The sequence below is a fragment of the Streptomyces sp. NPDC001153 genome (assembly GCF_053598315.1).
In genome coordinates, this window is record NZ_JBSFJZ010000018.1 from 41,060 (window position 1) to 64,944 (window position 23,885).

The 23,885-nt window shown below is 69.1% G+C and carries 24 protein-coding genes and 9 pseudogenes; 17 read left to right on the plus strand and 16 right to left on the minus strand.

Annotated features, from left to right (window positions below; genetic code table 11):
• Nucleotides 1-171 precede the first annotated feature (171 nt).
• From ACWDEN_RS21480 to ACWDEN_RS21490, 3 genes are all read right to left on the minus strand, one after another.
• Entirely contained in the window at nt 172-318 is a 147-nt protein-coding gene (locus ACWDEN_RS21480; RefSeq protein WP_351614596.1) for a hypothetical protein, read from the minus strand.
• Nucleotides 319-620: 302 nt separating this feature from the next.
• Nucleotides 621-1,046: a DUF4267 domain-containing protein gene (locus ACWDEN_RS21485; RefSeq protein WP_351614599.1), complete on the minus strand. Its 426-nt coding sequence runs from the start codon at nt 1,044-1,046 to the stop codon at nt 621-623.
• 324 nt (nt 1,047-1,370) lie between these two features.
• Entirely contained in the window at nt 1,371-1,817 is a 447-nt protein-coding gene (locus ACWDEN_RS21490) for a DUF1772 domain-containing protein (RefSeq protein WP_351614602.1), read from the minus strand.
• Nucleotides 1,818-1,907: 90 nt separating this feature from the next.
• Here ACWDEN_RS21490 and ACWDEN_RS21495 point away from each other — a divergent pair, with 90 nt between their 5' ends.
• Nucleotides 1,908-2,486: a TetR/AcrR family transcriptional regulator gene (locus tag ACWDEN_RS21495; protein ID WP_351614605.1), complete on the plus strand. Its 579-nt coding sequence runs from the start codon at nt 1,908-1,910 to the stop codon at nt 2,484-2,486.
• Between the two features lie 197 nt (nt 2,487-2,683).
• Here ACWDEN_RS21495 and ACWDEN_RS21500 read toward each other — a convergent pair.
• The 3 genes and pseudogenes from ACWDEN_RS21500 to ACWDEN_RS21510 all read right to left on the minus strand — a co-directional run.
• Nucleotides 2,684-3,234, minus strand: a pseudogene (locus ACWDEN_RS21500) (Tn3 family transposase); the annotation flags it as partial.
• A 182-nt stretch (nt 3,235-3,416) separates the two neighbouring features.
• A pseudogene (locus tag ACWDEN_RS21505) lies at nt 3,417-3,573 on the minus strand (IS701 family transposase); the annotation flags it as partial.
• Between the two features lie 276 nt (nt 3,574-3,849).
• The gene (locus ACWDEN_RS21510; protein ID WP_450859897.1) at nt 3,850-4,632 is read right to left on the minus strand and encodes a phosphotransferase family protein; all 783 of its coding nucleotides are present in this window, start codon (nt 4,630-4,632) and stop codon (nt 3,850-3,852) included.
• Between the two features lie 238 nt (nt 4,633-4,870).
• Between ACWDEN_RS21510 and ACWDEN_RS21515 the strand changes: the two genes are divergently transcribed.
• Nucleotides 4,871-5,713 carry a phosphotransferase family protein gene (locus ACWDEN_RS21515; protein WP_450859935.1) on the plus strand — a complete coding sequence of 281 codons (843 nt, stop codon included), beginning with the start codon at nt 4,871-4,873 and terminating at the stop codon, nt 5,711-5,713.
• Between the two features lie 210 nt (nt 5,714-5,923).
• On the opposite strand, the pseudogene ACWDEN_RS21520 reads toward ACWDEN_RS21515, so the two are convergent.
• The 3 genes and pseudogenes from ACWDEN_RS21520 to ACWDEN_RS21530 all read right to left on the minus strand — a co-directional run.
• A pseudogene (locus ACWDEN_RS21520) lies at nt 5,924-6,231 on the minus strand (ATP-binding protein); the annotation flags it as partial.
• Complete coding sequence (locus ACWDEN_RS21525; RefSeq protein WP_351614611.1) at nt 6,228-6,452, minus strand: hypothetical protein; 225 nt, start codon at nt 6,450-6,452, stop codon at nt 6,228-6,230. The gene ACWDEN_RS21525 and the pseudogene ACWDEN_RS21520, both read right to left, overlap by 4 nt.
• Before the next feature lie 14 nt (nt 6,453-6,466).
• On the minus strand, nt 6,467-6,634 hold the full coding sequence (locus ACWDEN_RS21530) for a hypothetical protein (RefSeq protein ID WP_450859898.1): 168 nt from the start codon (nt 6,632-6,634) through the stop codon (nt 6,467-6,469).
• A 454-nt stretch (nt 6,635-7,088) separates the two neighbouring features.
• On the opposite strand from ACWDEN_RS21530, the gene ACWDEN_RS21535 reads away from it, so the two are divergent.
• Both ACWDEN_RS21535 and ACWDEN_RS21540 read left to right on the plus strand, forming a co-directional pair.
• Nucleotides 7,089-7,730 carry a hypothetical protein gene (locus ACWDEN_RS21535; RefSeq protein ID WP_450859899.1) on the plus strand — a complete coding sequence of 214 codons (642 nt, stop codon included), beginning with the start codon at nt 7,089-7,091 and terminating at the stop codon, nt 7,728-7,730.
• Between the two features lie 464 nt (nt 7,731-8,194).
• Nucleotides 8,195-8,602 carry a hypothetical protein gene (locus tag ACWDEN_RS21540; protein WP_351614619.1) on the plus strand — a complete coding sequence of 136 codons (408 nt, stop codon included), beginning with the start codon at nt 8,195-8,197 and terminating at the stop codon, nt 8,600-8,602.
• 689 nt (nt 8,603-9,291) lie between these two features.
• On the opposite strand, the gene ACWDEN_RS21545 is transcribed toward ACWDEN_RS21540, so the two are convergent.
• The 3 genes and pseudogenes from ACWDEN_RS21545 to ACWDEN_RS21555 form a co-directional block, all read right to left on the minus strand.
• Nucleotides 9,292-10,026, minus strand: a complete 735-nt coding sequence (locus tag ACWDEN_RS21545; protein WP_450859900.1) for a hypothetical protein — start codon at nt 10,024-10,026, stop codon at nt 9,292-9,294.
• 284 nt (nt 10,027-10,310) lie between these two features.
• Nucleotides 10,311-10,661 carry a hypothetical protein gene (locus ACWDEN_RS21550; protein WP_351614624.1) on the minus strand — a complete coding sequence of 117 codons (351 nt, stop codon included), beginning with the start codon at nt 10,659-10,661 and terminating at the stop codon, nt 10,311-10,313.
• A gap of 46 nt (nt 10,662-10,707) precedes the next feature.
• Nucleotides 10,708-10,999 (minus strand): annotated as a pseudogene (locus tag ACWDEN_RS21555) (IS110 family transposase); the annotation flags it as partial.
• Between ACWDEN_RS21555 and ACWDEN_RS21560 the strand changes: the two are divergent.
• The 7 genes and pseudogenes from ACWDEN_RS21560 (at nt 10,986) to ACWDEN_RS21590 (ending at nt 15,667) form a co-directional block, all read left to right on the plus strand.
• Complete coding sequence (locus ACWDEN_RS21560) at nt 10,986-11,201, plus strand: hypothetical protein (protein WP_351614657.1); 216 nt, start codon at nt 10,986-10,988, stop codon at nt 11,199-11,201. The pseudogene ACWDEN_RS21555 and the gene ACWDEN_RS21560 overlap by 14 nt on opposite strands.
• Before the next feature lie 236 nt (nt 11,202-11,437).
• Nucleotides 11,438-11,713 (plus strand): annotated as a pseudogene (locus tag ACWDEN_RS21565) (zinc-binding dehydrogenase); the annotation flags it as partial.
• A gap of 104 nt (nt 11,714-11,817) precedes the next feature.
• Nucleotides 11,818-12,879, plus strand: a pseudogene (locus ACWDEN_RS21570) (FAD-dependent oxidoreductase).
• 74 nt (nt 12,880-12,953) lie between these two features.
• Nucleotides 12,954-13,031 (plus strand): annotated as a pseudogene (locus ACWDEN_RS21575) (DinB family protein); the annotation flags it as partial.
• Nucleotides 13,032-13,248: 217 nt separating this feature from the next.
• Nucleotides 13,249-13,398: a hypothetical protein gene (locus ACWDEN_RS21580; protein WP_351614660.1), complete on the plus strand. Its 150-nt coding sequence runs from the start codon at nt 13,249-13,251 to the stop codon at nt 13,396-13,398.
• A gap of 20 nt (nt 13,399-13,418) precedes the next feature.
• Nucleotides 13,419-14,654 carry an MFS transporter gene (locus ACWDEN_RS21585; protein ID WP_351614655.1) on the plus strand — a complete coding sequence of 412 codons (1,236 nt, stop codon included), beginning with the start codon at nt 13,419-13,421 and terminating at the stop codon, nt 14,652-14,654.
• A 674-nt stretch (nt 14,655-15,328) separates the two neighbouring features.
• Complete coding sequence (locus ACWDEN_RS21590) at nt 15,329-15,667, plus strand: hypothetical protein (RefSeq protein ID WP_351614627.1); 339 nt, start codon at nt 15,329-15,331, stop codon at nt 15,665-15,667.
• A gap of 341 nt (nt 15,668-16,008) precedes the next feature.
• Here ACWDEN_RS21590 and ACWDEN_RS21595 read toward each other — a convergent pair.
• A pseudogene (locus ACWDEN_RS21595) lies at nt 16,009-16,679 on the minus strand (DNA polymerase III subunit alpha); the annotation flags it as partial.
• Nucleotides 16,672-16,925, minus strand: a pseudogene (locus ACWDEN_RS21600) (transcriptional regulator); the annotation flags it as partial. The pseudogenes ACWDEN_RS21595 and ACWDEN_RS21600, both read right to left, overlap by 8 nt.
• Nucleotides 16,926-17,018: 93 nt before the next feature.
• Here ACWDEN_RS21600 and ACWDEN_RS21605 point away from each other — a divergent pair.
• The 3 genes from ACWDEN_RS21605 to ACWDEN_RS21615 all read left to right on the plus strand — a co-directional run bounded on the left by ACWDEN_RS21605 (nt 17,019) and on the right by ACWDEN_RS21615 (nt 18,427).
• Nucleotides 17,019-17,417: a VOC family protein gene (locus ACWDEN_RS21605; RefSeq protein WP_351614630.1), complete on the plus strand. Its 399-nt coding sequence runs from the start codon at nt 17,019-17,021 to the stop codon at nt 17,415-17,417.
• A gap of 337 nt (nt 17,418-17,754) precedes the next feature.
• Nucleotides 17,755-18,120 carry a hypothetical protein gene (locus ACWDEN_RS21610; RefSeq protein WP_351614632.1) on the plus strand — a complete coding sequence of 122 codons (366 nt, stop codon included), beginning with the start codon at nt 17,755-17,757 and terminating at the stop codon, nt 18,118-18,120.
• A gap of 73 nt (nt 18,121-18,193) precedes the next feature.
• A complete protein-coding gene (locus ACWDEN_RS21615) occupies nt 18,194-18,427 on the plus strand; it encodes a hypothetical protein (RefSeq protein WP_450859901.1) in 234 nt (77 codons plus the stop codon).
• Nucleotides 18,428-18,893: 466 nt separating this feature from the next.
• Here the strand turns inward: ACWDEN_RS21615 and ACWDEN_RS21620 are convergent, their stop codons facing one another.
• Nucleotides 18,894-19,241: a hypothetical protein gene (locus ACWDEN_RS21620; protein ID WP_450859902.1), complete on the minus strand. Its 348-nt coding sequence runs from the start codon at nt 19,239-19,241 to the stop codon at nt 18,894-18,896.
• 57 nt (nt 19,242-19,298) lie between these two features.
• Here ACWDEN_RS21620 and ACWDEN_RS21625 point away from each other — a divergent pair, with 57 nt between their 5' ends.
• On the plus strand, nt 19,299-20,204 hold the full coding sequence (locus tag ACWDEN_RS21625) for a S41 family peptidase (RefSeq protein ID WP_450859903.1): 906 nt from the start codon (nt 19,299-19,301) through the stop codon (nt 20,202-20,204).
• 308 nt (nt 20,205-20,512) lie between these two features.
• A protein-coding gene (locus ACWDEN_RS21630; protein ID WP_450859904.1) for an IS5 family transposase occupies nt 20,513-21,393 on the plus strand; the annotation gives its coding sequence in 2 pieces (ribosomal slippage) (nt 20,513-20,876 and nt 20,876-21,393; 882 coding nt in all).
• 15 nt (nt 21,394-21,408) lie between these two features.
• On the opposite strand, the gene ACWDEN_RS21635 is transcribed toward ACWDEN_RS21630, so the two are convergent.
• The gene (locus ACWDEN_RS21635; RefSeq protein WP_450859905.1) at nt 21,409-22,134 is read right to left on the minus strand and encodes a TetR/AcrR family transcriptional regulator; all 726 of its coding nucleotides are present in this window, start codon (nt 22,132-22,134) and stop codon (nt 21,409-21,411) included.
• Nucleotides 22,135-22,270: 136 nt separating this feature from the next.
• Between ACWDEN_RS21635 and ACWDEN_RS21640 the strand changes: the two genes are divergently transcribed.
• Entirely contained in the window at nt 22,271-23,725 is a 1,455-nt protein-coding gene (locus ACWDEN_RS21640) for a serine hydrolase domain-containing protein (RefSeq protein WP_450859906.1), read from the plus strand.
• The last annotated feature ends 160 nt before the right edge of the window (nt 23,726-23,885 follow it).

Below are 23,885 nucleotides of genomic sequence, written 5' to 3' on the forward strand. Positions count from 1 at the left end.
CAGGCCCGGTGCCGCAGGCCCGGTGCCGCAGGCCCGGTGCCGCAGGCCCGGTGCCGCAGGCCCGGTGCCGCAGGCCCGGTGCCGCAGGCCCGGTGCCGCAGGCCCGGTGGAGGAGCAACGGCCGAGGAAGTTGACGTGGTCGTACCGGAGCGAGGAGAGCCGGGCGGTCGTTCAGACCGAGCCTGCCCAGCCGCCCGCCGACTGGGCAGTGGGCACGCCGGGCACGGGACGGGGACCGGTCACCTTGGCCGCCGCCGCGGCTGCGCCCGATTCGAGGTGGGCGTTCATGTCCAGCTCGAACCGGCCGTAGGGGTTCACACTCGAAGTCCGGCGGCAGATCGTCCTCCGGGTTCCGCCACCGGTTCGCCCCCGGCACCCAGATCTCCCGCCGCCGCAGCGCGTCCCGGAGGCTGACCAGCGCACACAGCTCGTCCGGGATGCGCTCCACCCGGCCGCGCTCATCCACCACCGCCTTGCGCCACTCCTCGCCCACCACCTCGCCCAGCGGGATCTTCTCCGCCTCGTCGAAGAACGCTCCCTCCTCGGCGATGGGTTAACGCGGGCGGCCGCCCTGCTGATCGCTTTGCTCTCCAGTCACGGACAACGGTTTCTCTACAGCGTTAGGCGGTCTGCGGGGCGGGTGTTGCCGGGGCGGCTGCGACGTTGCGGGTCTCGCGCATTATCAGCAGGCCGTTGACCACCATCAGTGTCGCGGTCAGGCCGTGGACGCCGAGCGCGGTGGCCACGGAGCCGTGGTGGGCCAGCACGGTGGCCATGTCGCCGTACGCGGCGAGGGCCTCCACCAGCAGTACCCAGCCCAGCGCCCGGCGGTGGCCCGTCACCAGCAGGATGCCCAGGACCAGGGCCAAGACGACGTCGCGGATTCCCTTGATGATCAGGAAGCCGTCGCCGTCGCCGGACGGCCAGCTCGGCAGGCCGAAGCCCGGCGCCGTCGTCTCCGGGCTCAGGATGAACTCCGTCCCGAACCAGAGGATGAAGAGGATGAAGGCGGCGGCCAGTACGGTATTGATCTTCTTCAGCGACATTGTTCTTTTCCTTGTGAGTCTTCGTCAGCTTGGTGAGCTTCGTTGAGCTTGCTGAGTCGTGTGGGGCCTGATTCAGGCCACGCGGACACGGCTGATCGAGGGGCGTAGCTTGCCGGGATCGCAGTAGTGAGATCGGAGCGGCAGCCGCGTTCCCGAATGTCGGGATTGCAGTGGTCAGCTGCCGCCCGGGGAGTGGGGATTGTGCGCCACCGGCGCGGCGGCGGCCCGCGGGGTCAGTAATCCGAAGCCCTCTCGGGCTCACCCCGACGGGGCGAAAGCCGTTGATACAGGGGCGAACCAGTGCATGTCGGGGCAGCGGTGGTATCAGACGAGGGCGGCGGCGAGCAGGGCGAAGGCGGCGATGATGACGGCGACGCGGACGTAGTGGTAGCGGTCCCAGCGGTTCATCTGCTCCTTCCAGTCGGCGGGCCGGTTCTCGGGGGTCCAGGTCTTGCCCCGGTTGTTGATCGGGACGAGCAGCAGCATCGACATGACCACGCTGACGATCAGCAGTCCGGCGGCGGTGGCGACGAGTCCGGCGCCGTGGTGGTGCCATCCGGCGACGGCCCAGATCGCGCTGAGGACGAGCGAGCCGATGTACCAGAACGGCATCAGGGCGCCGAGCATTCGGCCGCCGTGGGCGCGGCCGAGCTGGCCGCTGTCCTCGGGAAGCGCGTCCAGGATCCGGTTCACGATGAAGGCGACGGAGAACTCCACCCCCACCATCAGGCCGACGACGACGGTGGTGACGACCTCGAGTGCGTTGAGCATGACGATCCCTCCGTGAACTAGCGTTGCTAGCTGATGAGGCAACGCTAGTACTACTAACGCTCGCTTGTCTAGCGGTGCTAGGATCAATGCATGTCGGTACAGGAACGCAAGCAGCGCGAACGTGCGGAGCGCGAGCGCCTCATCGTGGCGACAGCCCGCGAACTCGCCGAGCAGCAGGGCTGGGACGCAGTCACCACCCGCCGGCTCGCCGAGCGGATCGAATACAGTCAGCCCGTCCTCTACAGCCACTTCCGCGGCAAGCGCGAGATCATCGGCGCCGTAGCCCTTCAGGGCGCCACCGAGATGGCCGCGGCGGTGCGGGCCGCGACCTCCGCCGCGGACGGCCCGCGCGCCCGGGTCGCCGCCCTGGCCCGCGCCTACCTCGACTTCGCCGTACGCAACCCGGCGGTCTACGACGCCTTGTTCCAGCTCGACGGCGGCCTGGCGTACGCGCAGGAGGACACCCCCGAGCCTCTGAAGGACGCCTTCGCCTCCCTGCTGGAGACTCTCGCCGAGGTCGCCGGCGACGGCGTGCCCCCGGGGCTGTTCACCGAGGTGTTCTGGGCGGCCCTGCACGGCCTTGCGACCCTGACCCGTGCGGGCCGCCTGCTGCCCGAGGACGCCGAGCCGAGGGTGGAACTGCTGGTGGACCGGCTCGCCAAGCTCTGACACACCGACCCGGCGGGCACGCAGCCGGGGCCCTCGGGCCCCGCCACTACCTGCCTGCCTGCCCGTGGCAACGCTCCCGGTCACTCGCGTCCACACGGCGCAGCCGCAGACCGCCGGGCCCCGCACCCAGACGGGACACCCGCCCCGGAGGCTGCGATACTCATTGAACACGACCCGATACGCGCCCTGACGCCGCGTCATTCGCCGGTGCCCTCGTCGTCCTCGTCGAGGTGGACGGTCGCCGGGTCACGCAGTGGGCGCAGGCCCTCGCGGGGCGGGCGAGCGGCGAAGCTGTAGCAGCCCAGGCAGTTGAGGTCGGCGTGCTTCAGCGGGGAGACCCGGGCCACGTCCTCGTCCAGGACGTCATGCTCCCTCTCCTCGGGCGGCAGAGCCCGCAGGTGGTCGACGGCGCCGTCGAGGCAGCGCGTCGTCCAGAGCATGGCGGCATTGAGGACCAGGCCTAGCGCTCCGAGTTGGTCCTCCTGCCCCGTCCTGTATGCCTGCAGGATCCGTCCGCGCTTGCCGTGGCAGATGGCGCGGGCGAGCTTGTGCCGTGACTCGTGGACAGTGAGCTGCCGGTTCATCTGGCGCCGGTAGGTGTCGTCGACCGGGTCGACGACTCGGAGCAGGTGCAGGGTCTTGGCGACGGCCCGTACTCGGCGAACGCCTGCCCCAAGGGCGTGGGCCGCCCCTCGCGGCCGAACATCCGCAGCAGGGCGTACGCGCGGACCTGCCCGGTCACCAGTGAATGACAGCGCCGGGCACGTGCTTGGTGGCGGCGTCGCCGTCGGGACCAGTTCACCGCGTGATCGCGGCGTGTAGGACGGCAGCGGGGGTTCAGGTGCCGACAGACGACGGATCTCGGCCGGCGTGAAGCCCACGAGGGTGGGTGTGTCGGTCTGGTCGCCCCTTTTCGTGCTCCCGCACGGCCGCCCATCACCGCAAGGAAGGCGTGGGCGAGCATGGCCAGCGTGATGTGCCGGTACCAGCCCACATAGCGGCGGACCTCGTACGGGTCCAGGCCGCACTCGTTCTCCGCGCTCTGGAAGCACTCCTCGATCTTCCAGCGGCATCCGGCGACTCGGACCTGGTCGGTGACGGTGTCCTCCAGTGGTGCGCAGGCCAGGTAGGAGGCGATCTCGGCGGGCTTGCTGAGGCTGCGGCGGGCGATCATCCATCGCTGCCGGGTTCGGCTCGTCGCCGTCGAACTGCCGTACTGCGGGCAGGCGGGCGGCGGCACAGTCGTACACCGCTCGCCATTGGCTCCCGGCCCCGCCGACAGACGCTGCCATGCCTCGGGCGATGCGGGCGGGGAGATGGTCGATGCGCGGGCCATGGACGGGCTGGGAAATGGACACGGCGATCACCTGGGAAAGGCCGCGGTCTCCGAGGAAGCACCGGACATCCGGGATCTCAGCACGTCGACCTCACAGCCCGGCGCGAAGGGGTCGAAGCCGTGCTCGATCAGCCAGCGGACCGCCAGCAGGCTTCGCAACGACCACCACGCGTGGATCACGTCGAGGTCGACGGCGGTGCCATAGCCGGCGATGACGTCGTCGAGGTGCTCCTCGTGTCCGAGCGTGAAGGTGGCGAGGTCGTACAGGGCATCACCCTGGCCCGCCTCGGACCAGTCGATGATGCCGGTGACCTCGCCGCCGTCGACAAAGACGTGCGCGATCTGCAGGTCGCCGTGCGTGAACGCCGGAGTCCACGGCCGGAGCGCGGCCTCGGCAACCTGGCGGTTGCGGGTGACCAGGTCAGCCGGCAGGACACCGTTCGTCACGAGCAACTCGCACTCGTCGTCGAGTTCCGTCGCCAGCGCGACGATACTCCGCCCGGCCCGGCCGGGCCGAACCGGCAACGGCGCTTCATGCAGCTTTCGGATGGCGGCGCCCGCCGCGGCCCACGCCGCCGGCGACCCGGTCGACGGCCCGCCGAGGCGCCCGAGCGTCGTCCCCGGGAGTGCAGCCATCGCGAGCACGGGCGGCCTACACCACAGGACCTCCGGGGTCGGGACCGGCGCCAGGGCCATCGCCTCGACTTCGACGTCGATGCGCGCCTGATCGGCGTCCACCTTCAAGAACACGTCGCCGACGCGCAGGGTCGCGCGTTCGGAATGGGCGACGACGACTTTGACCTCATCCATGGGCGACCAGTATCCCGGGGATGACCGCCGACGTCGCCGGGTTTATCGCGTGCGATTACGCGGCTCAGAGAGTTCGACTGCAGAAACGTCGGCGAGTTCTGGCAACACCAGAGCCCGGCAGGGGCTGAGCCCGGTCTCGGCGTCATCCTCGGTCCTACGAAGTCTGCTTATGACCGATGACGTGCTCAACTACTCTCGTCCTGAGCCCTTCACGGGGCTGGAAATGAGGGAGGACGGTATGGAGCCATTGGAACTCCGTCGCGCAGTTGAGGCAGGATGGGCGACCGCTTCGGAACTGGGCCTCCAGGTCGAAGATGTGGTCGTCATCAACAACTCGGACCGCGTCGTGCTTCACCTGGTCCCGTGCGATGTTCTGGCTCGGGTCGCGCCTTCGGGGCATCTGGCTGGTTCTGAGTTCGAAGTAGAGGTTGCTCGCCGTCTCGCCGACGTCGATGCTCCGGTGGCTGAGCTCGAGCCTCGGGTCGACCCCCGAGTCAATGTGCGTGATACCTTCGCCATCTCGCTCTGGACCTACTACGAACCTGTGGGATCAGAGATCGCGCCGGCCGATTACGCAGGGGTGCTCATGCGCCACCATGCCGCCCTGCGCCAGATCGATCTGGACGCACCGCATTTCACCGATCGAGTTGCTGGGGCGCTGCGAGAGGTGAACGACCGGGAGCAGTCCCCCGAGCTGCTTGATTCTGACCGGGAATTCCTCAGCAACACACTCAGTGGACTGAGCGCCGCGATCAGCATCGAGAAGGCCGGCGACCAGTTGTTGCACGGCGAGCCGCATCCGGGCAACCTCCTCAACACGAGGAGAGGGCCCCTTTTCGTAGACCTCGCCACGTGCTGCCGTGGGCCGGTCGAGTTCGACCTCGCCCATGCGCCGGAAGAAGTGGGAAAGCACTATGCGGGAGCTGACCACGGCCTGATTCACCGGTGCCGCGCCCTGGGCTGGGCGATGTTCTCGGTCTGGCGCTGGCGCCGAGAAGACCAAATGCCCGACCGGGACCACTGGAGAGTGGAAGGGCTCGACCAGGTTCGTGCTGCACTCGATCGCTGCGGGATGGGCTGAACTCGAGACAGAGGGGCTGCCGGGCCCACTTCCGCTGTGCTTGGTGCGCAATCCCGACACGGCGCAGCGGTCGAACTCACTCAACTGGGACGCGTGGGTCCGCACGACGGTAGCCAATGAGAGCAACACCGGTCCCGATTACGGCCAGCTGATCGCTGTGGTCGTCGACGCCTGTGCCAAGGATGATCCGCCCACCTTGGCACGTCTGATCGCGAGGGTGTGGACGACGGCGGGTCGATATTGGGGCTGGCGTCGAAATCGCATTCCCGCTGTGACTTCTGCCTCGGGAAGGCCGCGGCCGTGATCCGACGCTCGGAGCGGCGCCGGGCCCGGTCGTCGCATACGGCCAGCGACAGTTCGGCGAGGAAGGCGGGATAGGACGACTGCTCGCGGGCGGCCTGCTCGGCCAGGTCCGGGAACTTCCCCCGGATGGCGGGCAGCCGGAGCATCCGGCAGGTGCCGACCACGGCGGTTTCGGCCGCCTGCTCGCTCATCCGGCGGCGGCTGGTGCCGTTCATGGCATCTGCTCTCCCTTGCTGGCAGCGGTGGTGCCGCGGGTGCGGCCGAGGAGCTGGTCGTAGGGGCCGGTGAGGGAAGCGCGCCGGGTGTCGGGCGGGAGATGAGCCGCCAGCCGCCGCGCGGTCAGGAAGGTCACCGTCGGCTCCCGCCGCCGGGGTTCCGGCTCGGGCAGGGTGGTGTCGGCGTCGTCGGCTTCCCGGGCCTTGCGGGCCTCCAGCACGACGGCGTCCGCGGTCAGCGCCCACGCTCAGGGTGGCGGCGAGCCGCGGGCACCAGGTGCTCGTGCGGGATGCGCCGGCCCAGCAGGAGCACCTCGATCAGGGCCCGGGTGCCGTCGCGGTCGCCCGCCGTCTGCCCGCCCCCGCTGTCGGTGCCGGTGACCGTGGGCCCCTGCGTGTCCAAGCTGAACACCTCATCCGTTTGACGCGTCCCGAAAGTTCCCAGCCGTCGGTGAAACGGCCCCTGCCGAGGCAGACGCAAAAGCCTCACCCTGGCCGACCGACAGGATGTGGCTCGATGGAGCGCGCGGCAGGACTTGCATCCCCCGGCAAGCTGGGCGTCAGGCCCATGCGGTCTCGCGCATGGGCTCGGGTCGAGCCAGCGGCATCAAAGCCGATGCCATCCGCACCCGGCTCGACGTGATCGAAGGGTGCCGTGGTTGCCTGTGTGCCTCGGTATCCAGGCAGCCCCGGGAGGCGGTCGGCAACCGGCGAGCGCCCCGCCGCACAACAAGGTCCGGCCCTGTCCGAGAATGATCGTTGACACGGTCGGACGGTCGGACGGGGGTGCGTTGACGACGGGTACGAAGCGAGCCGGGAGGAAGCGGGCGGGCGATTTGGAATATCCACGCCGCCCGGTGCTGACCGCTTTGTCGGTTCCGGTGGCCGCGCTACTGCCCCTTGTCGGTGGGGTATTGGGGCCGCTGCGCTGGATGCTGGTGCCCTCGATCGTGTTGTGTCTGGTCGGCGTGGTCTGGCTACTGGTCGCGGTGATGTCGTTGTCCCCTTCCGCAGTGCTGCGGGGGGTGGCCCTGGCGCTGATGTTCGCGCCGATGATCGCCACGCCGCTGTGCGCCATGCAGGCGTCCCAGGCCCTGGTCCTGCAGGCACGGGGCGTGTCCCGGTCAGCCGTTGTCACACGGAACGAGGCCCACCACGGGAAGTCGACCACATACGACTGCACGGTCCGCTACGACGGTTCTGCCGCGCCCGCCACCGATGCCATCTCATGCGGTGCAGACGACCGGGTCGGCGACCGCGTACAGGTGGTGCGGGATCCCGCGGGGCTGGTCGATCCGGAATTCGATTGGCGGGTGCGTGCCGCCCGGGCCGATATCGTGTTCGCCGTCATGTCGGAGATCGTCTTGATCCTCTCCTCAGTCTTGGCCGTCGCAGTCGGCGCGGTCATTCACATCGTCGCCCGCCGGCGTGCGGCCACCAGCTACCACACCAGCGGAGACGCTCAGACCGCCCAGCTCAGGCGCTCGTCGGCCGGTTGAAGTTCCAGTCACATGACAACGGCCCAAGATCCTCACACACGGCGGAAGCAAAGCTGGATGTCAGAAGCATCTTTGCGCGAGGCCCTCGGCAGAGATGTCCGGCGCTCGGAACGCATGGCCATCGGCGCACCCTGACAGACGCTTGCGCAGGACCATTGGCGGAGGACGGCGGTAACGATCACGAAGGGCGCGGTGTGCGACTGGTGATCGATACTACGTCCATGCACGTGGTGATAAGCCATGCGCCGGCGGCGGCCGCCAGACCCCGACAGCAAAAGACATGCAAGTAGAGCGGGACCGGCGCGAGGTCGCCGATCCAGGCTCGTCGAGAGCCGACCGAGAAATGGTGAATCGCTGGGCAACCGTGTTCCCGCTTCGTCCCTCTCACAGGTTGCGATCGGTGAGCTGATACAGCGGCTGCAAGCCGAGAAACAGCAAGACCATCCGAAACGGGGAGACAGACAATGGGCGTTCTCAACCGACGTGCTGCGCGTACAGCCGTCGTCACAGCAGCCGGTATAGCGGCACTCGGACTGAGTGCGGTGACGGCCTCCGCAAAGATCAGTTACGACTTCAAGGTGAGCCCACACACCGTGAAAACCGGCGCGCGCATCCACGTGAAGGGCGACGCCTCGAACGACGACGACAGGTTTCAGAAGTTCTGCGTGCAGCAACGACAGAGCACCACATCCTGGCGCACGCTCAAGTGCGCCCACGGAGAGATCGGCCTCGGCGGCGCGGTCGACATCTGGGTGCAGGCAAAACACCGCGGCACGCTGCAGTTCCGCGGAGCGCTCTACGAAACGAGCTGGACCTCGAACAAGCTCCACCTGCAGATGGTCACTCCCACCGAGACCGTCAGGGCACGCTGACCGCGAGGAGCCCACACCAGAGGGCACCGAGGGCTATCCGAGGCCTCGGCAGCCCCGCGTTGCGATTCTGGCGACGACACGGTCACCTCGAGGAGTGGCTGTTGCGATCCTCGAGTCGCGCAGGGCCCGTAGCGCCTCGAGGAAGGTCTTCCTGCCGTGCTTACCGCTCCCCCGCTCTCGCGGCGGGAGGCTGACGATCCGAGAGTAGGAGCCCGTACGCCAGGGTCGGGACGAATCCGGGAAAGATCGCCAGCGATGACGCACCGGCCCCGCGCCCGGCGTGGGCGGAGGGGCCGGGGTGCGGGCCGGAGGTCAGCGGGCCCGGGTGACGGTGACGGCAACGTCCGGGCCTGGTCCTGGTCCATCTTGGACCGGCTCGAGGGAGCCGAGACCACGATTCACGCCCGGTCGTCGCCCAGGTCGTTGGCGTAGGCCTCGCACTCCTTCGCCGTCCACCCATACGCGACGGAGGCCCAGGCCTCGGCCAGCACAACCAGGTGGTCGATGTCCAGCCCCTTCGGGCCGTCGGTTGTAAACGGGCCAGGCGACGTGTTCGTGCAGCTCCAGGGACAGACCTGTGATCGCAGGCCGCCACCCTCAGAAGGGTGGTGCCTCGCTGCTTGGAGTCGGGCACCGGAGCGAGGCTGGCCCTTTGGCGTGCATGAGGACGAACTCCACGAGAGCGGTGGTCAGTTCCTGCGAGTTCGGCCGTCTTTGTACATGGTGAAGTAGTCGGAATGGCCCAGGTCGAGTTTGAACACCATGCCGTACTGGCTGCGGATGGCAGCGACCGTGCCGGATTCCGGTTCCCTCAGACATCGGGCCACAGGCGGATCGCTCGCCCGGCACTTGTCCGGTTCCGTGACCATCAGGTAGGAGCGGTTCCGGTCGCGTACGGGGTCCCAGGACAGGGTGTGGGAGGCGCTGGACAGCTGGGGTGCTTCTGGCTCTTGCTCTTGCCCTCCGTGCTGCCGGTAGTAGTGGATGATCTGCCCGTCAGAGCTGTGGTTGAAGGGGACGCCGGATCCGGGCCGGTCGCCGGCTGCGAGGATGCCGTCGAGGACTGACACGAAGTGTTTCCGGTCGGCACCGTAGTAGGCGGTCACCGACAGAGAGCATTTGATCTTGTACTGGTCGTCGCCGTTGGAATCGATCCACTGCCTTGCTGTCCCGCCGAAGCATTCATCGCGCACGTCGACCAGGCCGAGGGTGAGCGGGTTCTGCTCGGCGTATGCCCGCACGACGTCCCGGAGATGCTTCTCCTCTGCCTGCCGGGCTCTGACTGCTTCGCTGCTCCCAGCAAGCTTGCGAACGGTCTTCGGGCTTGTGGCTCGGTCCTGGGACGAGCAGGCGGAGGCCGCCAGTACCAGGACGGCGAGGAATGAACACCACATCGTCTCGGTTCGCGGATGATGCCGCACCACCGGTGCTCCTTCCCCCATGTCCGGTCGACAGCACTGTCCCCCTCTGGGCCTGGGAGCGCATGAGTATGAGTACTCAAATGGCTCTGGGACAGCCCGTATGCGGGCTGCCCCAGAGCAGTCGTCCCCTCAGAGGCCCGTGCCTGCCATGGTGCGCTCAAGGGAGTTTGCGTACAGACGCGCTCCGCCAGCCGGAATGGGCTGAACTCTGGGCTGGGCTGGGCTGGGCTGGGCCGGCCTGTGCTGAACTACGTCCTCATCCTCCGACCAACGGGGAGAAAGACTCCTCATGCGGCTGACGGGTCAAGTGGACCTTGTTCTGCCTGGGTTAGGCCAGTCGCGAATGCGGACAGCAGCGTGTCTGCCCGGACCTCCAGTTCGGGCGTCAGAGGTCCGTCAACGATCACAGAGACCTCATCTCCCCCGACCGAGCGAGCCAGCCGAACCTCGACCTCTTGCTTCTCGCCGACCAAGGGATATGAGTACCAGCCGTCGGCCTGCTCGTCGTCGGTCGCCTCGACGGCCAGTGCCAGCGTCTCCCAATCGGTGGCATTGAAGCCGTAACCCACGTAGCGCGACAGCAACTCCAGGAAGGACCGCAGGTTGCGCTCCCAGATCCATCCACCGACTTCCATCATGACTCCCTCTCCGCACTCAGGAGGACAGCCTGTCAGAGCCGCGTCCTCAGTGATCAGCCAGCCGCGGCAGGAGGCGGAAACGCGATGACACGTCGGAGCGCACACGGTTCTGGAGGCAGTGATGGAGTTGTCCGAGCATGTGGTTGAACAGCTGCCGCACGGCTTGGGCATGTCAGTCTCCAGCCTCGCGCCGACGCCGGTAGTGCGCGTCAGCTCCGGGCGAGTGGCTGAGAGTCGCGAAGGCCCAAAGATATCCCGCGTGGTTGAGCTGGTTGTCCTTCACAAACCGGCGCCCGACGTACTCCTCTGCCCGAAGCTCGGGTGATGGGGGCCGCGCCCGTCTATGCCTTCAGCCCACCGGCGCTCGACCACCTCACCGCCACCGCCCCCTACTTCTGCCGCCGGCTGACCCGCGGCCTGCGCCGCGAACCCTTCGAAGCCGACCCCGAGGCCGCCATCGTGCGCACCCTCACCCGCCACGCCTTGCAGGCCCTCGGCCACCCACCCGTGGTGCGCCCCGCCCCCTTGCGGACTGGCTGAGCGTGCTCTTCGGCGTCGACGGTGAAGGCGCCCACGCGGCAACCTGTACGACTGCCCTCACAGCTCATGGCGTCCGGAACCCAGAGGGCCTGTCCGCGGCGGAGGCCGCGCCCTTCGGTTGCGCGGGCGTCACCGCCTTCAACGCCCTGCGGCACTCCGGTGCCGGGCCGGGTGACCTGGTCGACGCCCTCGGGATCGGCGGTCTGGGGCATCTGGCGGTGCAGTTCGCCGGGGCCATGGGGTTCGAGACGGTGGCGCTCGGCCGGGGCGAGCAGAAGCGGAAGCTCACCGACGAGCCGGGCGCGCGGCATTACATCGACACCGAGCGGGAGGACCCCGGAGCCGCGCTCGCGGAGTTGGGCGGGGCGCGGCTGGTCCTGTCCACGGCCTCCAGCAGCAAGCCGCTCGCGGAGCTGGTGGACGGGCTCGCCCCGCACGGGCGGCTCGCCGTCGTCGGCTTCGACGGATCTCCCCTCCAACTGCCCCTGGCCAAGCTCGTCATGGGGGCACGCAGTATCACCGGTCATCTGACCGGCAGCCCCGCCGACACCGAACAGGCCATGCGCTTCGCGGTCGCCACCGGCGTCCGCCCCAAGGTGCAGAGAGGGAGCTGTAAATGCTCCAGCATGGCGGCCACGACGTCGTCGTGGCCGGTGCCGGGATCGCCGGCCTTGCCGCGGCCGCCGCCCTGGTCGCGGCCGGCCGCGACACGGTGTGCCTGGAGGCTCGCGAGCGCATCGGGGGGCGTCCGCTCAGCACGCCTGCTCCACCCGGGGCCTTCGACCTGGGGGCCACCTGGTTCTGGGACGGAGAGCTGTGCGTCGCGGGTCTCGCCGCGCGGCTCGGCATCGACACCTTCATGCAGCATCTGTCAGGGGACACCCTGGTACAGGACGCCACCGGTGTGCGACGGCTGCACGGCAACCTGATCGACGCCCCTGCCCGCCGCTTCGCACCGGGGGCCGAAGCCCTCGCCCGCGCGCTCGCGGCCGAACTTCCCGCGGACGTCGTACGACTGGAGAGTCCCGTCAGCGCGGTCCACCGCCGCGGCACCCGCGGACTCGACGCCCGTACGCCGGGCGCGGTGCTGCACGCCGAGCACGTCGTGGTGGCCGTACCTCCCGCACTCGTCCTCGCGCGCATCGACTTCGGCTCGGACCTGTCGCCGGAACTGGTCCGCCTCGCCCGGGCGACCCCGGTCGCCAAGGTCGCCGCCCGCTGCCCTGCCGCCTTGTGGCGGGATGCGGGGCTCGCGGGGGCGGCGGTCAGCAGAACCGGCCCGCTGCAGGAACTGCACGACATGTCGGGTCCCGGCGGGTAGCCCGCCGCGCTGTTCGGCTTCGCCGCGGCCCGGGCCGTCGGCCCCGACTTCGAGCAGGCGGTGACCGCCCAGCCGGCCCGCCTTTTCGGCCCTGCCGCCGCCGAACCCGAGACACCACTCATACAGGACTGGAGCGGCGAGCGGTGGACCGCGCCGCCCGCCGTCCACCGCCTGACCGACTCCTCCCTGTTCGGGCACCCCCTCTACCAACGGCCCGCGCTGGACGACAGGCTGCACTGGGCCTCGACCGAGACGGCCACCCGGTACGCCGGGCACATCGAAGGCGCCCTCGCCGCCGCCGAGCGAGCGGTGACCACGTCCCTGACCACAAAGGAGGCGAACTCGTGCTCCCGATAAGCGCGTTGCTGCGCGAGTACGACCGCGCTCGTGCCTACACCGACGACCTGTGGAAGGACCTCACGCCGGACGAGGTGACCTGGCGCCCGCATGAGGACTCCAGCGCCATCGGCTGGCACCTGGGCCACCAGGCCCACGTCGCCCACTTCATGGTCCGCAACCTCACCGCGGCCGAGCCCAGCCCGGACCCGGAGCTGGACGCCCTGATGGACTCGGCGAACCCGGAGAAGTTCCGCGGCACGCTGCCCACCGTCAAGCCGGCTCACCGAGTTCCGCGAGACCGTCGCCGAACGCGTCCACGCCCGCATCGGCGACATCGCCGCCGACCGGGTCGGTGCTCCCACCCAACTCACCATCGTCGCCAGCCACTTGCTCACCGCGCTCATCAACCACGAGTACCAGCACGACCAGTGGATCAGCGAGGTCCGCGCGGACAACCTCGGCCACGCACTGCCGCCCGACCCCGACAGCGAGCACCTGCGCCGTATCGACGGCTATCTCGTCGTGGACGTCCTGTAGCCGTAGGGAGAGACTCACCCGTGACAAGTACCGCCCCGGACATCACTGCCGGTATGTCCCCGCGGCCCGAGGCACAGCGCCGCGTCCTCGCCGTCCTGGTCAGCAGCCGGATCCTCAGCGGGGCGGGGCTCGCGGCCGGCGTCACCGTCGGAGCCCTGCTCGCGCAGGACATGCTCGGCTCCACCGACCTCGCGGGCCTGCCCAGCGCCCTGTTCACCGCCGGCTCGGCACTCGCCGCCGTCGCGGTGGGCCGTATCTCGCAGGCCCGGGGCCGCAGACCAGGCCTGGCCGCGGGATACCTGACCGGCGCCGTCGGCAGCGCGGGCGTCATCGCCGCCGCCGTCGCCCACAACCCCGTACTGCTCTTCACCGCCCTGTTCGTCTACGGCGCCGGTACCGCCACCAACCTTCAGGCTCGGTACGCCGGAGCCGACCTCGCCGCTCCTGCCCACCGCGCCCGTGCCGTCTCCACCGTTCTGGTCGCCACCACCCTCGGTGGCGTCGTCGGCCCCAACCTCGCCGCACCCACCGGTGATCTCGCCGGCCACCTCGGCATACCCATCCTGGCCGGGCCGTTCCTGCTCGCCGGCGTCGCCTACGCGCTGGCCGCTCTCGTACTCGCCGTCCGGCTGCGCCCCGACCCCCTGCTGCTCGCCCGCAGCCTCGATCTCCAGCAGCCGAGGGCGGTCACCACGGCGAATGCACGCGAGCCAGGGCTGATACCGGGCGCGCTGACGATGACCCTCACCCAGCTCGTCATGGTGGCGATCATGACGATGACCCCCGTGCACATGCACGACCATGGCCACGGCACCGCCGCCTCCGGCCTCGTCATCGCCATCCACGTCGGCGCCATGTACCTGCCCTCACCGCTGACCGGCTGGCTCGTCGACCGCCACGGTCCCAAAGCAGTCGCCGTAGCCTCTGGCCTCACCCTCCTTGCCGCCGGCATCACGGCCGCTGCCGCGCCTGCTGACTCCGTCGCCCTGCTCGCCCTGGCCCTCGCCCTGCTGGGGCTGGGCTGGAACCTCGGCCTCGTCTCCGGAACCGCGATGATCAACGATGCCGTGCCGCTGGCCACCCGCGCCAAGACCCAGGGCATGGTCGATGTCGCCATCGCCATCGCCGGCGCCACCGGCGGCCTGAGCTCCGGCATCGTCGTGGCCGCCGCCGGCTATCCCGTCCTCGCCCTCATCGGCGGCGTCCTCGCCCTCGCCGTCCTCCCTGCTATCGCCGTCAGCGCGAGCAGTCGGTGACCCGGCCCGTGGGCGTCGGTGTGTCTCATGAGACTCGTGTCAGCGTGGAGAAACCGCACGTCTCCCTTCACCAGCGCCGGGCTGGGCCGAACAAGCCGGGTTCTTCAGGCAGACCTGCTCATCGGAGACAGGACAGCCCACCTCCGGCTGCACAGGGGGCAATGGAGGTCTGCAGCGACTGCTCCGCCATCGAAGGTATCGAGCAAAAATCGAAGACCGCGAGCCAAGTCACTCCGGATCCCTTGTGTGTGACGGAGCTGTGGCTGAGCGCCCAGGTGGGCACCGTGCGCCAGGTGGGTGCTCAAAGCCTCAGAGACGCCATGAGGACTCTCCGGACACTCTGGCCCTTCTGAGTACGAGACTGAGTAGGACGACGGTGCCGTCGGCCTGGGTGGCGATGTTCGGATGGCTTCATGATGCCGACTCGTTCCGCCGCTTCCGCGGCATCCGCTTTCCGCCGCCGGTTCAGGGTCCTGGGGCTGTCCGTTGCCGGGACCGTTGTGGTGTTCCTGCTCGTGGGCTGCACCGCTGTAGTGGGTGGTCCAGTCCGTTCCGAGGCGCAGTTTCTGCAGCACGTACGCGACACGCAGGCCGCCGGCGAGGACACAGTTCGCTTCCTGGGCTCGGATCCGGACTCCGTGATCCTGGGAAAGTCCAGGGCCAGCGCATCCTGCGTGGACGACCTCGGTGTCGACCGCGGTGACACCTACCGGGACCAGCCGTCCGTCTCCTGGGCCCCGGATGTCAAGGGCGGCGACGCCGGGTATCGCGCGGTGGTCGCCGGCCTTCGCAGGCGGTGGTCCGAGCGAGGATGGAAGGTGACGACGCAGCCGGGGACCGACCCGGTCACCGGCAAAGCGACCGGCCTGCAGGAGATCCACACCACCGACGACCACGGCGTCGCGCTAACGCTGAGCCCCGGCCGACGTACCGGCGAGGGACTGGTCGTCGCCGACGGCGGCTGCGTCCGCCACGACGGCTACTGGGACACAAACGACTGGAGCCGCGTCTGATGGGCCCGACCGCTCCGGCGACGTGTACGTCGTCCGTCTTCTCGCCGAACTGAGCAACGTACTTGGCGAGCAGTGCCAACTGGGGCGCTGATTCGCTCCACCAGCCGGCAGGCTGCACATCCAGCGGTCCCGACCATGTGATGCGCCCCGGGCGATGACGCTGTCCAGTCCCCCACGTGAACCGCCGGACCGGGCCTGTCAGGCCGATCGGTACCCCTGCCGGCTCGCATCCCGGAGAGGCGCTCGGCGCGAACCCATCGCGCACATCGCACATCCCTTCACGAGAGCCGTGGCCCGGCAGGTTCCGCTTCAACCTCTTTCAGGATTACGGGAACCCGTCCCCTTCGGTCCGCGTAGGGGTGGAGGCGGACGCAGCCGGTGATCCGGGCGAGGATCGCGCTGATCTGCTCGTGCCAGATCACCACGCCGTAGGTGTCGTTGAGGCTCGGCTCCAGGTCCGGGTGCGGGTGCGGGTGCGGGTAGCGGGGTGCTGCGCCGTGCCAGGCCGCGATGTACAGCGCGAGCGTGCCGCCCTGGACGGGCCGGGGCCGGGGCCGGGGGCTGAAGAGGCTGGTGTCGGCCACGACGTCCTGCATGTGCCGGGGCTGCAGCCGACCCACCAGGTCCTGCTGACCGGGGCCTTCCAGCCGGAAGAGGCCGACGGTGCCGGAGGCCTGGATCATTGCGAAGGCGAGCGGGTCGCTGAGGTCGACGTGGTCGGGGTTGTCGAGATCGAGCTGGCGGCCGGTGGTGCGGCGGATCTCTGTGCACGTGGGCCATCGCCGACCGCATGCGCACGCCCAGCACGTCGAGCTTGAGCAACCCCGAGGTCCTCGACGTCCTCCTTGTCGGCCTGCACCATCGGGTAGCCGGCCGGGGTCGGTTGCACGGGCAGCCGGTCCAGCAGGGGCGCAATTGGAGATGTTCACGTCGCAGGGGTGCATGGCGTAGCGCGCGGCAGCGCATCCAGACCTTCAGCGAGTTCCCACAGCGGCCCGAACGAGGGCCGTCTCGCTCGCGGTGTGACCCGCCGTCATCAACCCTGCTCGGCGGCCGCCGACCAGGCCGGGCAGCACGGCCGGCGCCGCGTCGTCGCTGAGCATGAGCGGAGGCAAACGGTACCCGGGGGCGAGCCGGTACCCACCGCACGGTGCGCCCTTGGACGCCGAGCCGGTCGGCGAGTTCGGCCACCGTCCGGGTGCCGCCTGACTGTAACCACTCCAGGAGTGTCAGGCACGCGGCCGGTGGGTCGAGGCATGTTCGCAGCCCAACGCGAATACAGGACCGATTCTGTCCACTATTTCTCCTAGCCTGCGACGTACACGCCTCCAGCACAGCCAAGGAGATCCCCATGGACTTCGTCTCGATCCGCATCATCACCAGCGACGTAGCGCGCCTCGTCGAGTTCTACGAGCGAGCCACAGGGGCGCGGGCGACGTGGGCCACCGAGGACTTCGCCGAACTCAAGACCGGGGGCGCCACCCTCGCGATTGCCGGCACCCGCACCGTCCCGCTGTTCGCCCCTGGCTCTGCCCGCCCGGCGGACAACCACAGCGTGATCACCGAGTTCCTCGTCGACGACGTGGACCGCGTTCACCAGAACCTGACCGACTTCGTCACCGACTTCGTCAACAAGCCCACCACGATGCCCTGGGGCAACCGGTCGCTGCTGTTCCGTGACCCCGACGGCAACCTCGTCAACTTCTTCACCCCCGTCACCCCAGCGGCCATCGAAAAGTTCGCACGCTGACGCCACGCACAGCCGCTCACGCGGGAGCCCCTGAGATCCCGGGGCTCCCGATGAACTCATCCGCCGAGTCCAGGAGCGTCACCAGGAGGCGACATCGGAACGCACCGCTGACCCTCGAACGACGTCTGCGCCTGCGTCTGCCCATCGACGCCGGACGTCCGATCGCGCACGTTGCTGCGGCAGCCGGGATCTCCCGCCGCTGCCTGGCCCAGTGATGCGTCCGCTGGCGCGCACGGCGAGAACGGACTACTCGACCACTCCTCGTGGAACCAACGTCCTGAGACACCACAGCTCCATCTATGCTGGTCCGCAGCAGCACAGGGGGAGGGGACGGCGGATGGACTGGATCTGGTGGGTTCTCATCGTCTTTTGGACGGGTGGCTTCGCGTGGGCAGCTGACAACGTCCGCACCGCACTGCGTAATCGGCATGAGCGCAAGTTGCAGTTGCTGGAAGCGGCGAGACAGGAACGTTTGGCCGTCGAAGCAGCGAACAAGTCTCCTGAGCCAGTGTGCGGATGCACGCACCACCTCGCCAAACACGACAAGCAGGGCCAGTGCCACGAGCGCGTCGAGGTGCCAGTGGCCTGGGATGAGAACAAGAAGCCGCTGCGTTACGAGGCTGGTCAGTGCAACTGCCAGCAGTATGTGGGACCGCAACCTCTGTCGCAGGTGTTCGCGGAAGAGCTGACAGATCTAGCCTGACCAGGATGATGGCCACTCTCCCGAAGGCATCAGCGGACGGACCACCACACCCACGGCACAGCCGCGGCCCCGCGTGGCCGGCGCCAAGCAGGACGAGCGGACCGCCTTCTGGGACACCTACGGCCCGCGCAACACCTCCTTGCCCGGCGCCTGGCGCTCGCCTGTCTACAAGGCGCGCCATCTGGGTGCGATCCGCCTGGAGCGGCACCGGCTGGGAAACGCGGACGGCGTTCGGGAGAGTTACGTCTCGCTGGGTAAGACCCTCAGAGCATGGGTCTCACTCACCCTTGAGGTGCTCCGTGGGTAGCTGGACGGCGCGCTGGAAGCAGCGGCCACGCGGCGGGGCGGGGACCCTCCGCTGGTAGGTGGCCGGAGAGGATTGCCGTCGTCCCGCCTGGCACCGCAGGACCGTCCGCACCGGGCCTGCCGCCTCACGGCCTTCCAGGTTTGGCAGCTTGGCAGCTCCTGCGAGCAGGTTGCTCATCGGCTGCCCGCGTCGTCGGCCCGCCCACGCGGTTACGGCTTTGCGTTGGGAGTTCCCTGTCAGGTCTCCGGCACGGTGGTGGCGATCAGGGTGGGGCGGCATCCTTCGTGCGGGCCCACGACGCCGGGCACGAAGCCGCTCGGTACGTGCGCGGCCGAGGTGGAAATCCGCTTCGCCCTGGCCGTCGTAGAGGAAGCTTGTGTCCTCCTCAGAACCTCAGCGGCATGCCGCTGAGGCAGCCCATGAACGTCATGTCATGACATCCACGCTGTTTGCTGAAGCGTCGTCTTCAGCGTGCCGCTTCAGGGCGCCTTCGCCCACCCGGACGGTCCATCTCGCGCCATTCCGGGCGCAGTCCAGGCAGGTTCGTGGGGAGGAAGTACGCGGTTCCAGAGGCGAGCAGCACTGGCACAAGTCCGGCAGAGGCCACCGCCGCTCCAGCGATCAGTCCGCCGAGAGGGATACAGGCCGGGGCCAGCGAGTCACCGAGCGCGTTGACCCGGCCCAGCATCTGGCGTGGCACCCGTTCGAAGAGCATCGCCCCCAGCACCGGGTGGGCGAGCGCCGCGAACTGCTCAGGCGCACCGATCCGCAGGACGTCCTCAGGAGGCGGCAGTTGGGAAGGCTGATCTCGCAAACCGAAAGTGTCTAAATCCTTTGACGCTTTCGCAAGGGCTGTGCTCTACTCCCTGCCATGACGATTCTGACGAAGCTTCAGCCTGCCCCCGTCATCGACGAGACAGCCCGGCTGCTGACCGAGCACTACGATTTCCCCGAGATAGCCGAGCAGCTCGCCGGCCTGCTGCGACGACGCCTCGCCGAGGGAGCCTATGACGTCGACGGTGCCGAGGAGCTCGCCCGTCTGGTCACCGCAGACCTGCAGTCCGTCAACGGCGACCGACACCTGAGACTGAAGCACCACGCCGACCCGGTGTCCCCGGAGCAGGGGGCGGCCACCCGGGACGCCATGCGCCGGGACTTCGACACCTCGCTGGGCGGTGCGCCCCGGGTGGAGTTGCTCGACGGTGGGGTCGCCGTGGTGGAGCTGGCACCGATGCTGTTTCCGCTGGAGTGGGCCGCCGAACCGCTGAGCGCCGCGCTCACCCTGGCCTCCCGCGCCCAGGCGCTGATCGTGGACCTTCGCTCCAACCGGGGCGGCGACCCGGACACGGTCGCCTTCGTGTGCAGCTACCTACTCGACGAGCGCACCCACCTCAACACCATGTACTGGCACGGCGGCGACCGCAGCGAGCAGTCCTGGAGCCTGCCGCACGTTCCTGGCGCGCGCTTCGGTGGCAGCAAGCCGTTGTATGTACTGTCCAGCGACAGCACCTTCTCTGCCGCTGAGGAGTTGGCCTACGACCTCCAGCAGCTCGGCCGCGCCGTAGTCGTCGGTGAGCGCACCCGCGGCGGCGCACATCCGTGCAAGGGCTGGACCGTGCACCCACACCTGGAAGCCACCGTCCCCGTTGGCCGCGCCGTCAACCCCGTCTCCAGCACGAACTGGGAGGGCACCGGTGTGCAGCCGGACATCCCTTGCGCCGCTGCCGCCTCCCTCGACCACGCGCACGCGCTGGCCCTCGCCCGACTGGCCGGCTGACCCAGTCCAGCTCACCGACAGCACGCACGCAGTGCCTCCCATATCCACTTCGGCGGCGGATTTCGGTGGGGAGGCCCCAGTCTCCGGCGGCCCTCGGCGTGCTCACACCCCGTAATTGACCTCTGTCTCAGCTGATCTGGCCCGATTCGCTCATCGGCTCAGGCGACTGGTCTGTTGGCACCACTCATGTCATGCAAGACCTCGAGCCGCAGACGATGAAACCCCGGGATCTCGGTGACCAGCACGCGCCACTAGGTTCTGTCCGGCGAATCATGTGACCTTTTGCCTAGTCGCTCGTTGGTTCGATCGTGGGTCGGGGGGATCTGACGAATCGCGAGTGGGCGTTACTGGAGCCGCATCTGCCTCCTCTGGGTGGCCGGGGCAGCCGGTGGAACGATCACCGCACCGTGATCAACGGAATCCCGTTCCGGATCCGCACCGGTGTCCCGTGGCGTGACCTGCCGGAACGCTACGGCTCGTGGAAAACCGTCTACGAACGGCATCGGCGCTGGTCGGCGGACGGCACTTGGGAACGGATCCTGCAGTCGGTCCAGGCCGACGCCGACCTGGTGGGGCGGATCGACTGGTCGATGGTCGGCGTCGACTCGACGTCCTGCCGGGCCCATCAGCACGCGGCCGGCGCGCGCAAGGCCAGGCCGCGGGTCCCGAAATAAGGTCGACGCCCCGGCACCACCGCCCCGACGAGGGACTTGGACGGTCCCGGGGCGGCCTGACCTGCAAAATTCACCTCGCCGGCGAAGGCGGCTGCCGCCCCCTGGCTCTCCTGACAACGCCGGGCCAGTGGGGCGACGCCCCGCAGATGGTCGAGGTCCTAGACCGGATCCGGGTCCCCCGGCCGCTGGGCGGGCGACCCCGAACCCGGCCGGATCACGTCAGCGGTGACAAGGCATACAGCTCCCGCCGGAACCGCCGCTACCTGCGAAGACGCCACATCCGGCACACGATGCCGGAGCCGAAGGACCAGCGGGCCAACCGGCGGCGCAGAGGCCGGGAGGGCGGCAGGCCCGCCGGCTTCGACCGCGACCGCTACCGGCGCCGCAACGAGGTCGAGCGGACGATCAACCGACTCAAGAACTCCCGCGCAGTCGCGACCCGTTACGACAAGCGGGCCTACGTCTTTCACGGCACCGTGACTGTAGCCGCGGTCCGGCTCTGGCTTCGCTCGTGACCCGTCGGACAGTCCTTAGGGCGTGAGTCGGGCCGTCAGGCCGTCGAGGACGCGCTCGAGCCCGTAGGTGAAGTTGTCATCGCGGATCCGCTGCGGGTGTACGTCCCGCTGTGCGGAGCTTCCCGCGCGCAGCCGCGGGTACTCCTGTGTGGCCTCGTCGAAGGCCGGTCGCAGGCCCGCCACCCATTCTTGCTCGGTCTTGCCGCTGCGGGCGATCAGCGAGAGGTACGCGGCCTCGGTGGTCGCGATCCCGATGACGTACGCCATGAGTGTGCTCATGGCCTGGTCCCTCTCGTCCGCGGGGAAGCCCGCCGCCTCGAACTGCGCGAGCAGCCCCGACGACATCCGCATAGCGTTCGGGCCGATGTGGACGAGGCCGACCTGGCCCAGTTCGGGGGCGATCCACGGGTGGCGCAGGGTCATCGCCCGCAGTTCGGTGGCGGTGTGCGTGACGGCCGCGCGCCACCGGGCGCCGTCGGCGGCTGTTGGTACATCCGGTTCGCCGTAGACGTCGTCCACGACCAGCTCGATCAGCTCGTCCTTGTTGGCCACGTGCCGGTACAGGGAGGTGGCCGCCGTGCCCAGGCGCGTGCCGAGCTTGCGCATGCTGAGCTCCTCGACGCCCTCCGCGTCCAGCAGGCGGATCGCTTCGGCGACGATCTGCTCGCGGGTCAGGTGTTCCCGCTGCCGGGGGCGCGGCCGGGTCCACACCGAGGCGGTCGGTTTCTCGTCGGCTGGCATGCGGCCCCTCGTCTCTGCTCGTCCCACGTCCATCGCCCCACACAATAGCGCACACTGTACGCATCTTGCGTACAGCGTTACGCAATGCGTACAGTGTTCGCATCGAGAACGCCGTACGCAACGGGTGGGAGCTGGCATGTCGAAGAACGTGAGTTGGGACGCGCAGGGCAACTGGGAGGCCAAGGGCGACTGGGGGACCAGGGACTCGGCGGGCAAGAAGCTGGACCTCGTCCACTGGCAGAACCGCCTCGACGCACTGCGCGCCAAGCACCACGTCCCGGCCGCGTCCCTCGCGGTCCTCGTGGACGGGACCGTCCACGAGCTGGCCAGCGGCGTGCTCCACCGCGGCACGGGCGTGACGGCGACGACCGACTCGGTCTACCAGATGGGCTCGATCGCCAAGATCTACACCGCCACCCTGATGATGCGGCTCGTCGAAACGGGCCGACTGGACCTGGACGCACCGGTCGTGGACGTGCTGCCGGAGTTCTCGGTCGCCGACCCCCAGGCGACCAGGACGATCACCACACGCCAGTTGCTCAGCCACACAAGCGGTCTCACCTGTGACTTCACCTACGACAGCGGGCGCGGCGACGACTGCCTCGCCAAGTACGTCGAGGCCGCCAAGGACGTGGCGCTCGACTGCCCGCCCGGCACCGCGATCTCCTACAGCAGCATCGGATACAACGTGCTCGGCCGGATCATCGAGGTGGTCACGGGCCAGGTCTGGGACGAGGCCCTCAAGGACCTGCTCCTCACCCCGCTCGGCCTCACGCACACGATGACACTGCCCGAGGAGGCGCTGCGGTTCCGTGCAGCGATGGGACACCTCGGCGAGCCGGGCCAGGACCCGGACCCGGCGCCGTCCTGGGACCTGATGCCACGCTCGGCCGGCCCCTACGGCAGGGTCATCGCCACGGCCGGGGACCTCGCGCGCCTCGCGCGGATGCACCTCGCGGGCGGGGTGGCGGAGGACGGCACGCGCGTGCTGTCCGAGAAGAGTGTCGCGCTGATGCAGCGCCGCGTGGTCGACTGCCCCGACAAGTGGACCGTCAGCGCCGACGGTTGGGGCCTGGGCTGGACCCTGTACGACTGGAACGGCGTCCAGGGATACGGGCACGACGGCGCCTCCATCGGGCAGTACGGCTATCTGCGCGTGGTGCCGACGGCGGGCGTCGCAGTCGCGCTGCTCACCAACGGTGGCGGCGCGCGCGAACTGTACGCGGCGCTCTACCGGGAACTCCTCGCCGAGCTGGCCGGAGTGACGATGCCGGCGCCCTTCGCCCCGCCGGCCACACCGCCCGTGGTCGACTGGGCGCCGCTCGTCGGCACGTACCGGCGCGAGGGCGTGGTCATCACCGTGACCGAGCGGGACGGGGCGGGCCACGCGGTGTACGAGTTCGTCGACGGCATGAAGGACTTCTCCGAGCCCCTGGACATAGACCTGATACCGGTGACGGAGACGGTCTTCGCGGGTACCGGGGTGGGCGCGGCGTTCAGCGAGGACTACATGCCCGTGGTCTTCTCCACCCTGGAGGACGGCACAGCCTGCGTCTACGTCGGTATGCGCTGCGGCCCCAAGGTCGCCTAGGGCCTTCCGACCCTGATCCGCCGGACAGGCCCTACAGGCTGTCCCGCATTGGCGTGCCGCTCCGGACGTAGAGTGTGAGGTGCTCGGCGCCGTTGGCGGGACTACGAGGGAGTGCGTCGTTGGACCGGAACCCCACCTGTTGCTTCTGCTGGCTCGTCGT

Bases quoted from the DNA above. Each gene is read 5' to 3' on its own strand.
- ACWDEN_RS21485 (WP_351614599.1), bottom strand. From the start codon at position 1,046: ATGTCGCTGAAGAAGATCAATACCGTACTGGCCGCCGCCTTCATCCTC.
- ACWDEN_RS21490 (WP_351614602.1), bottom strand. From the start codon at position 1,817: ATGCTCAACGCACTCGAGGTCGTCACCACCGTCGTCGTCGGCCTGATG.
- ACWDEN_RS21495 (WP_351614605.1), top strand. From the start codon at position 1,908: ATGTCGGTACAGGAACGCAAGCAGCGCGAACGTGCGGAGCGCGAGCGC.
- ACWDEN_RS21510 (WP_450859897.1), bottom strand. From the start codon at position 4,632: ATGGATGAGGTCAAAGTCGTCGTCGCCCATTCCGAACGCGCGACCCTG.
- ACWDEN_RS21515 (WP_450859935.1), top strand. From the start codon at position 4,871: ATGGAGCCATTGGAACTCCGTCGCGCAGTTGAGGCAGGATGGGCGACC.
- ACWDEN_RS21540 (WP_351614619.1), top strand. From the start codon at position 8,195: ATGGGCGTTCTCAACCGACGTGCTGCGCGTACAGCCGTCGTCACAGCA.
- ACWDEN_RS21550 (WP_351614624.1), bottom strand. From the start codon at position 10,661: ATGATGGAAGTCGGTGGATGGATCTGGGAGCGCAACCTGCGGTCCTTC.
- ACWDEN_RS21560 (WP_351614657.1), top strand. From the start codon at position 10,986: ATGGGGGCCGCGCCCGTCTATGCCTTCAGCCCACCGGCGCTCGACCAC.
- ACWDEN_RS21605 (WP_351614630.1), top strand. From the start codon at position 17,019: ATGGACTTCGTCTCGATCCGCATCATCACCAGCGACGTAGCGCGCCTC.
- ACWDEN_RS21610 (WP_351614632.1), top strand. From the start codon at position 17,755: ATGGACTGGATCTGGTGGGTTCTCATCGTCTTTTGGACGGGTGGCTTC.
- ACWDEN_RS21625 (WP_450859903.1), top strand. From the start codon at position 19,299: ATGACGATTCTGACGAAGCTTCAGCCTGCCCCCGTCATCGACGAGACA.
- ACWDEN_RS21635 (WP_450859905.1), bottom strand. From the start codon at position 22,134: ATGCCAGCCGACGAGAAACCGACCGCCTCGGTGTGGACCCGGCCGCGC.
- ACWDEN_RS21640 (WP_450859906.1), top strand. From the start codon at position 22,271: ATGTCGAAGAACGTGAGTTGGGACGCGCAGGGCAACTGGGAGGCCAAG.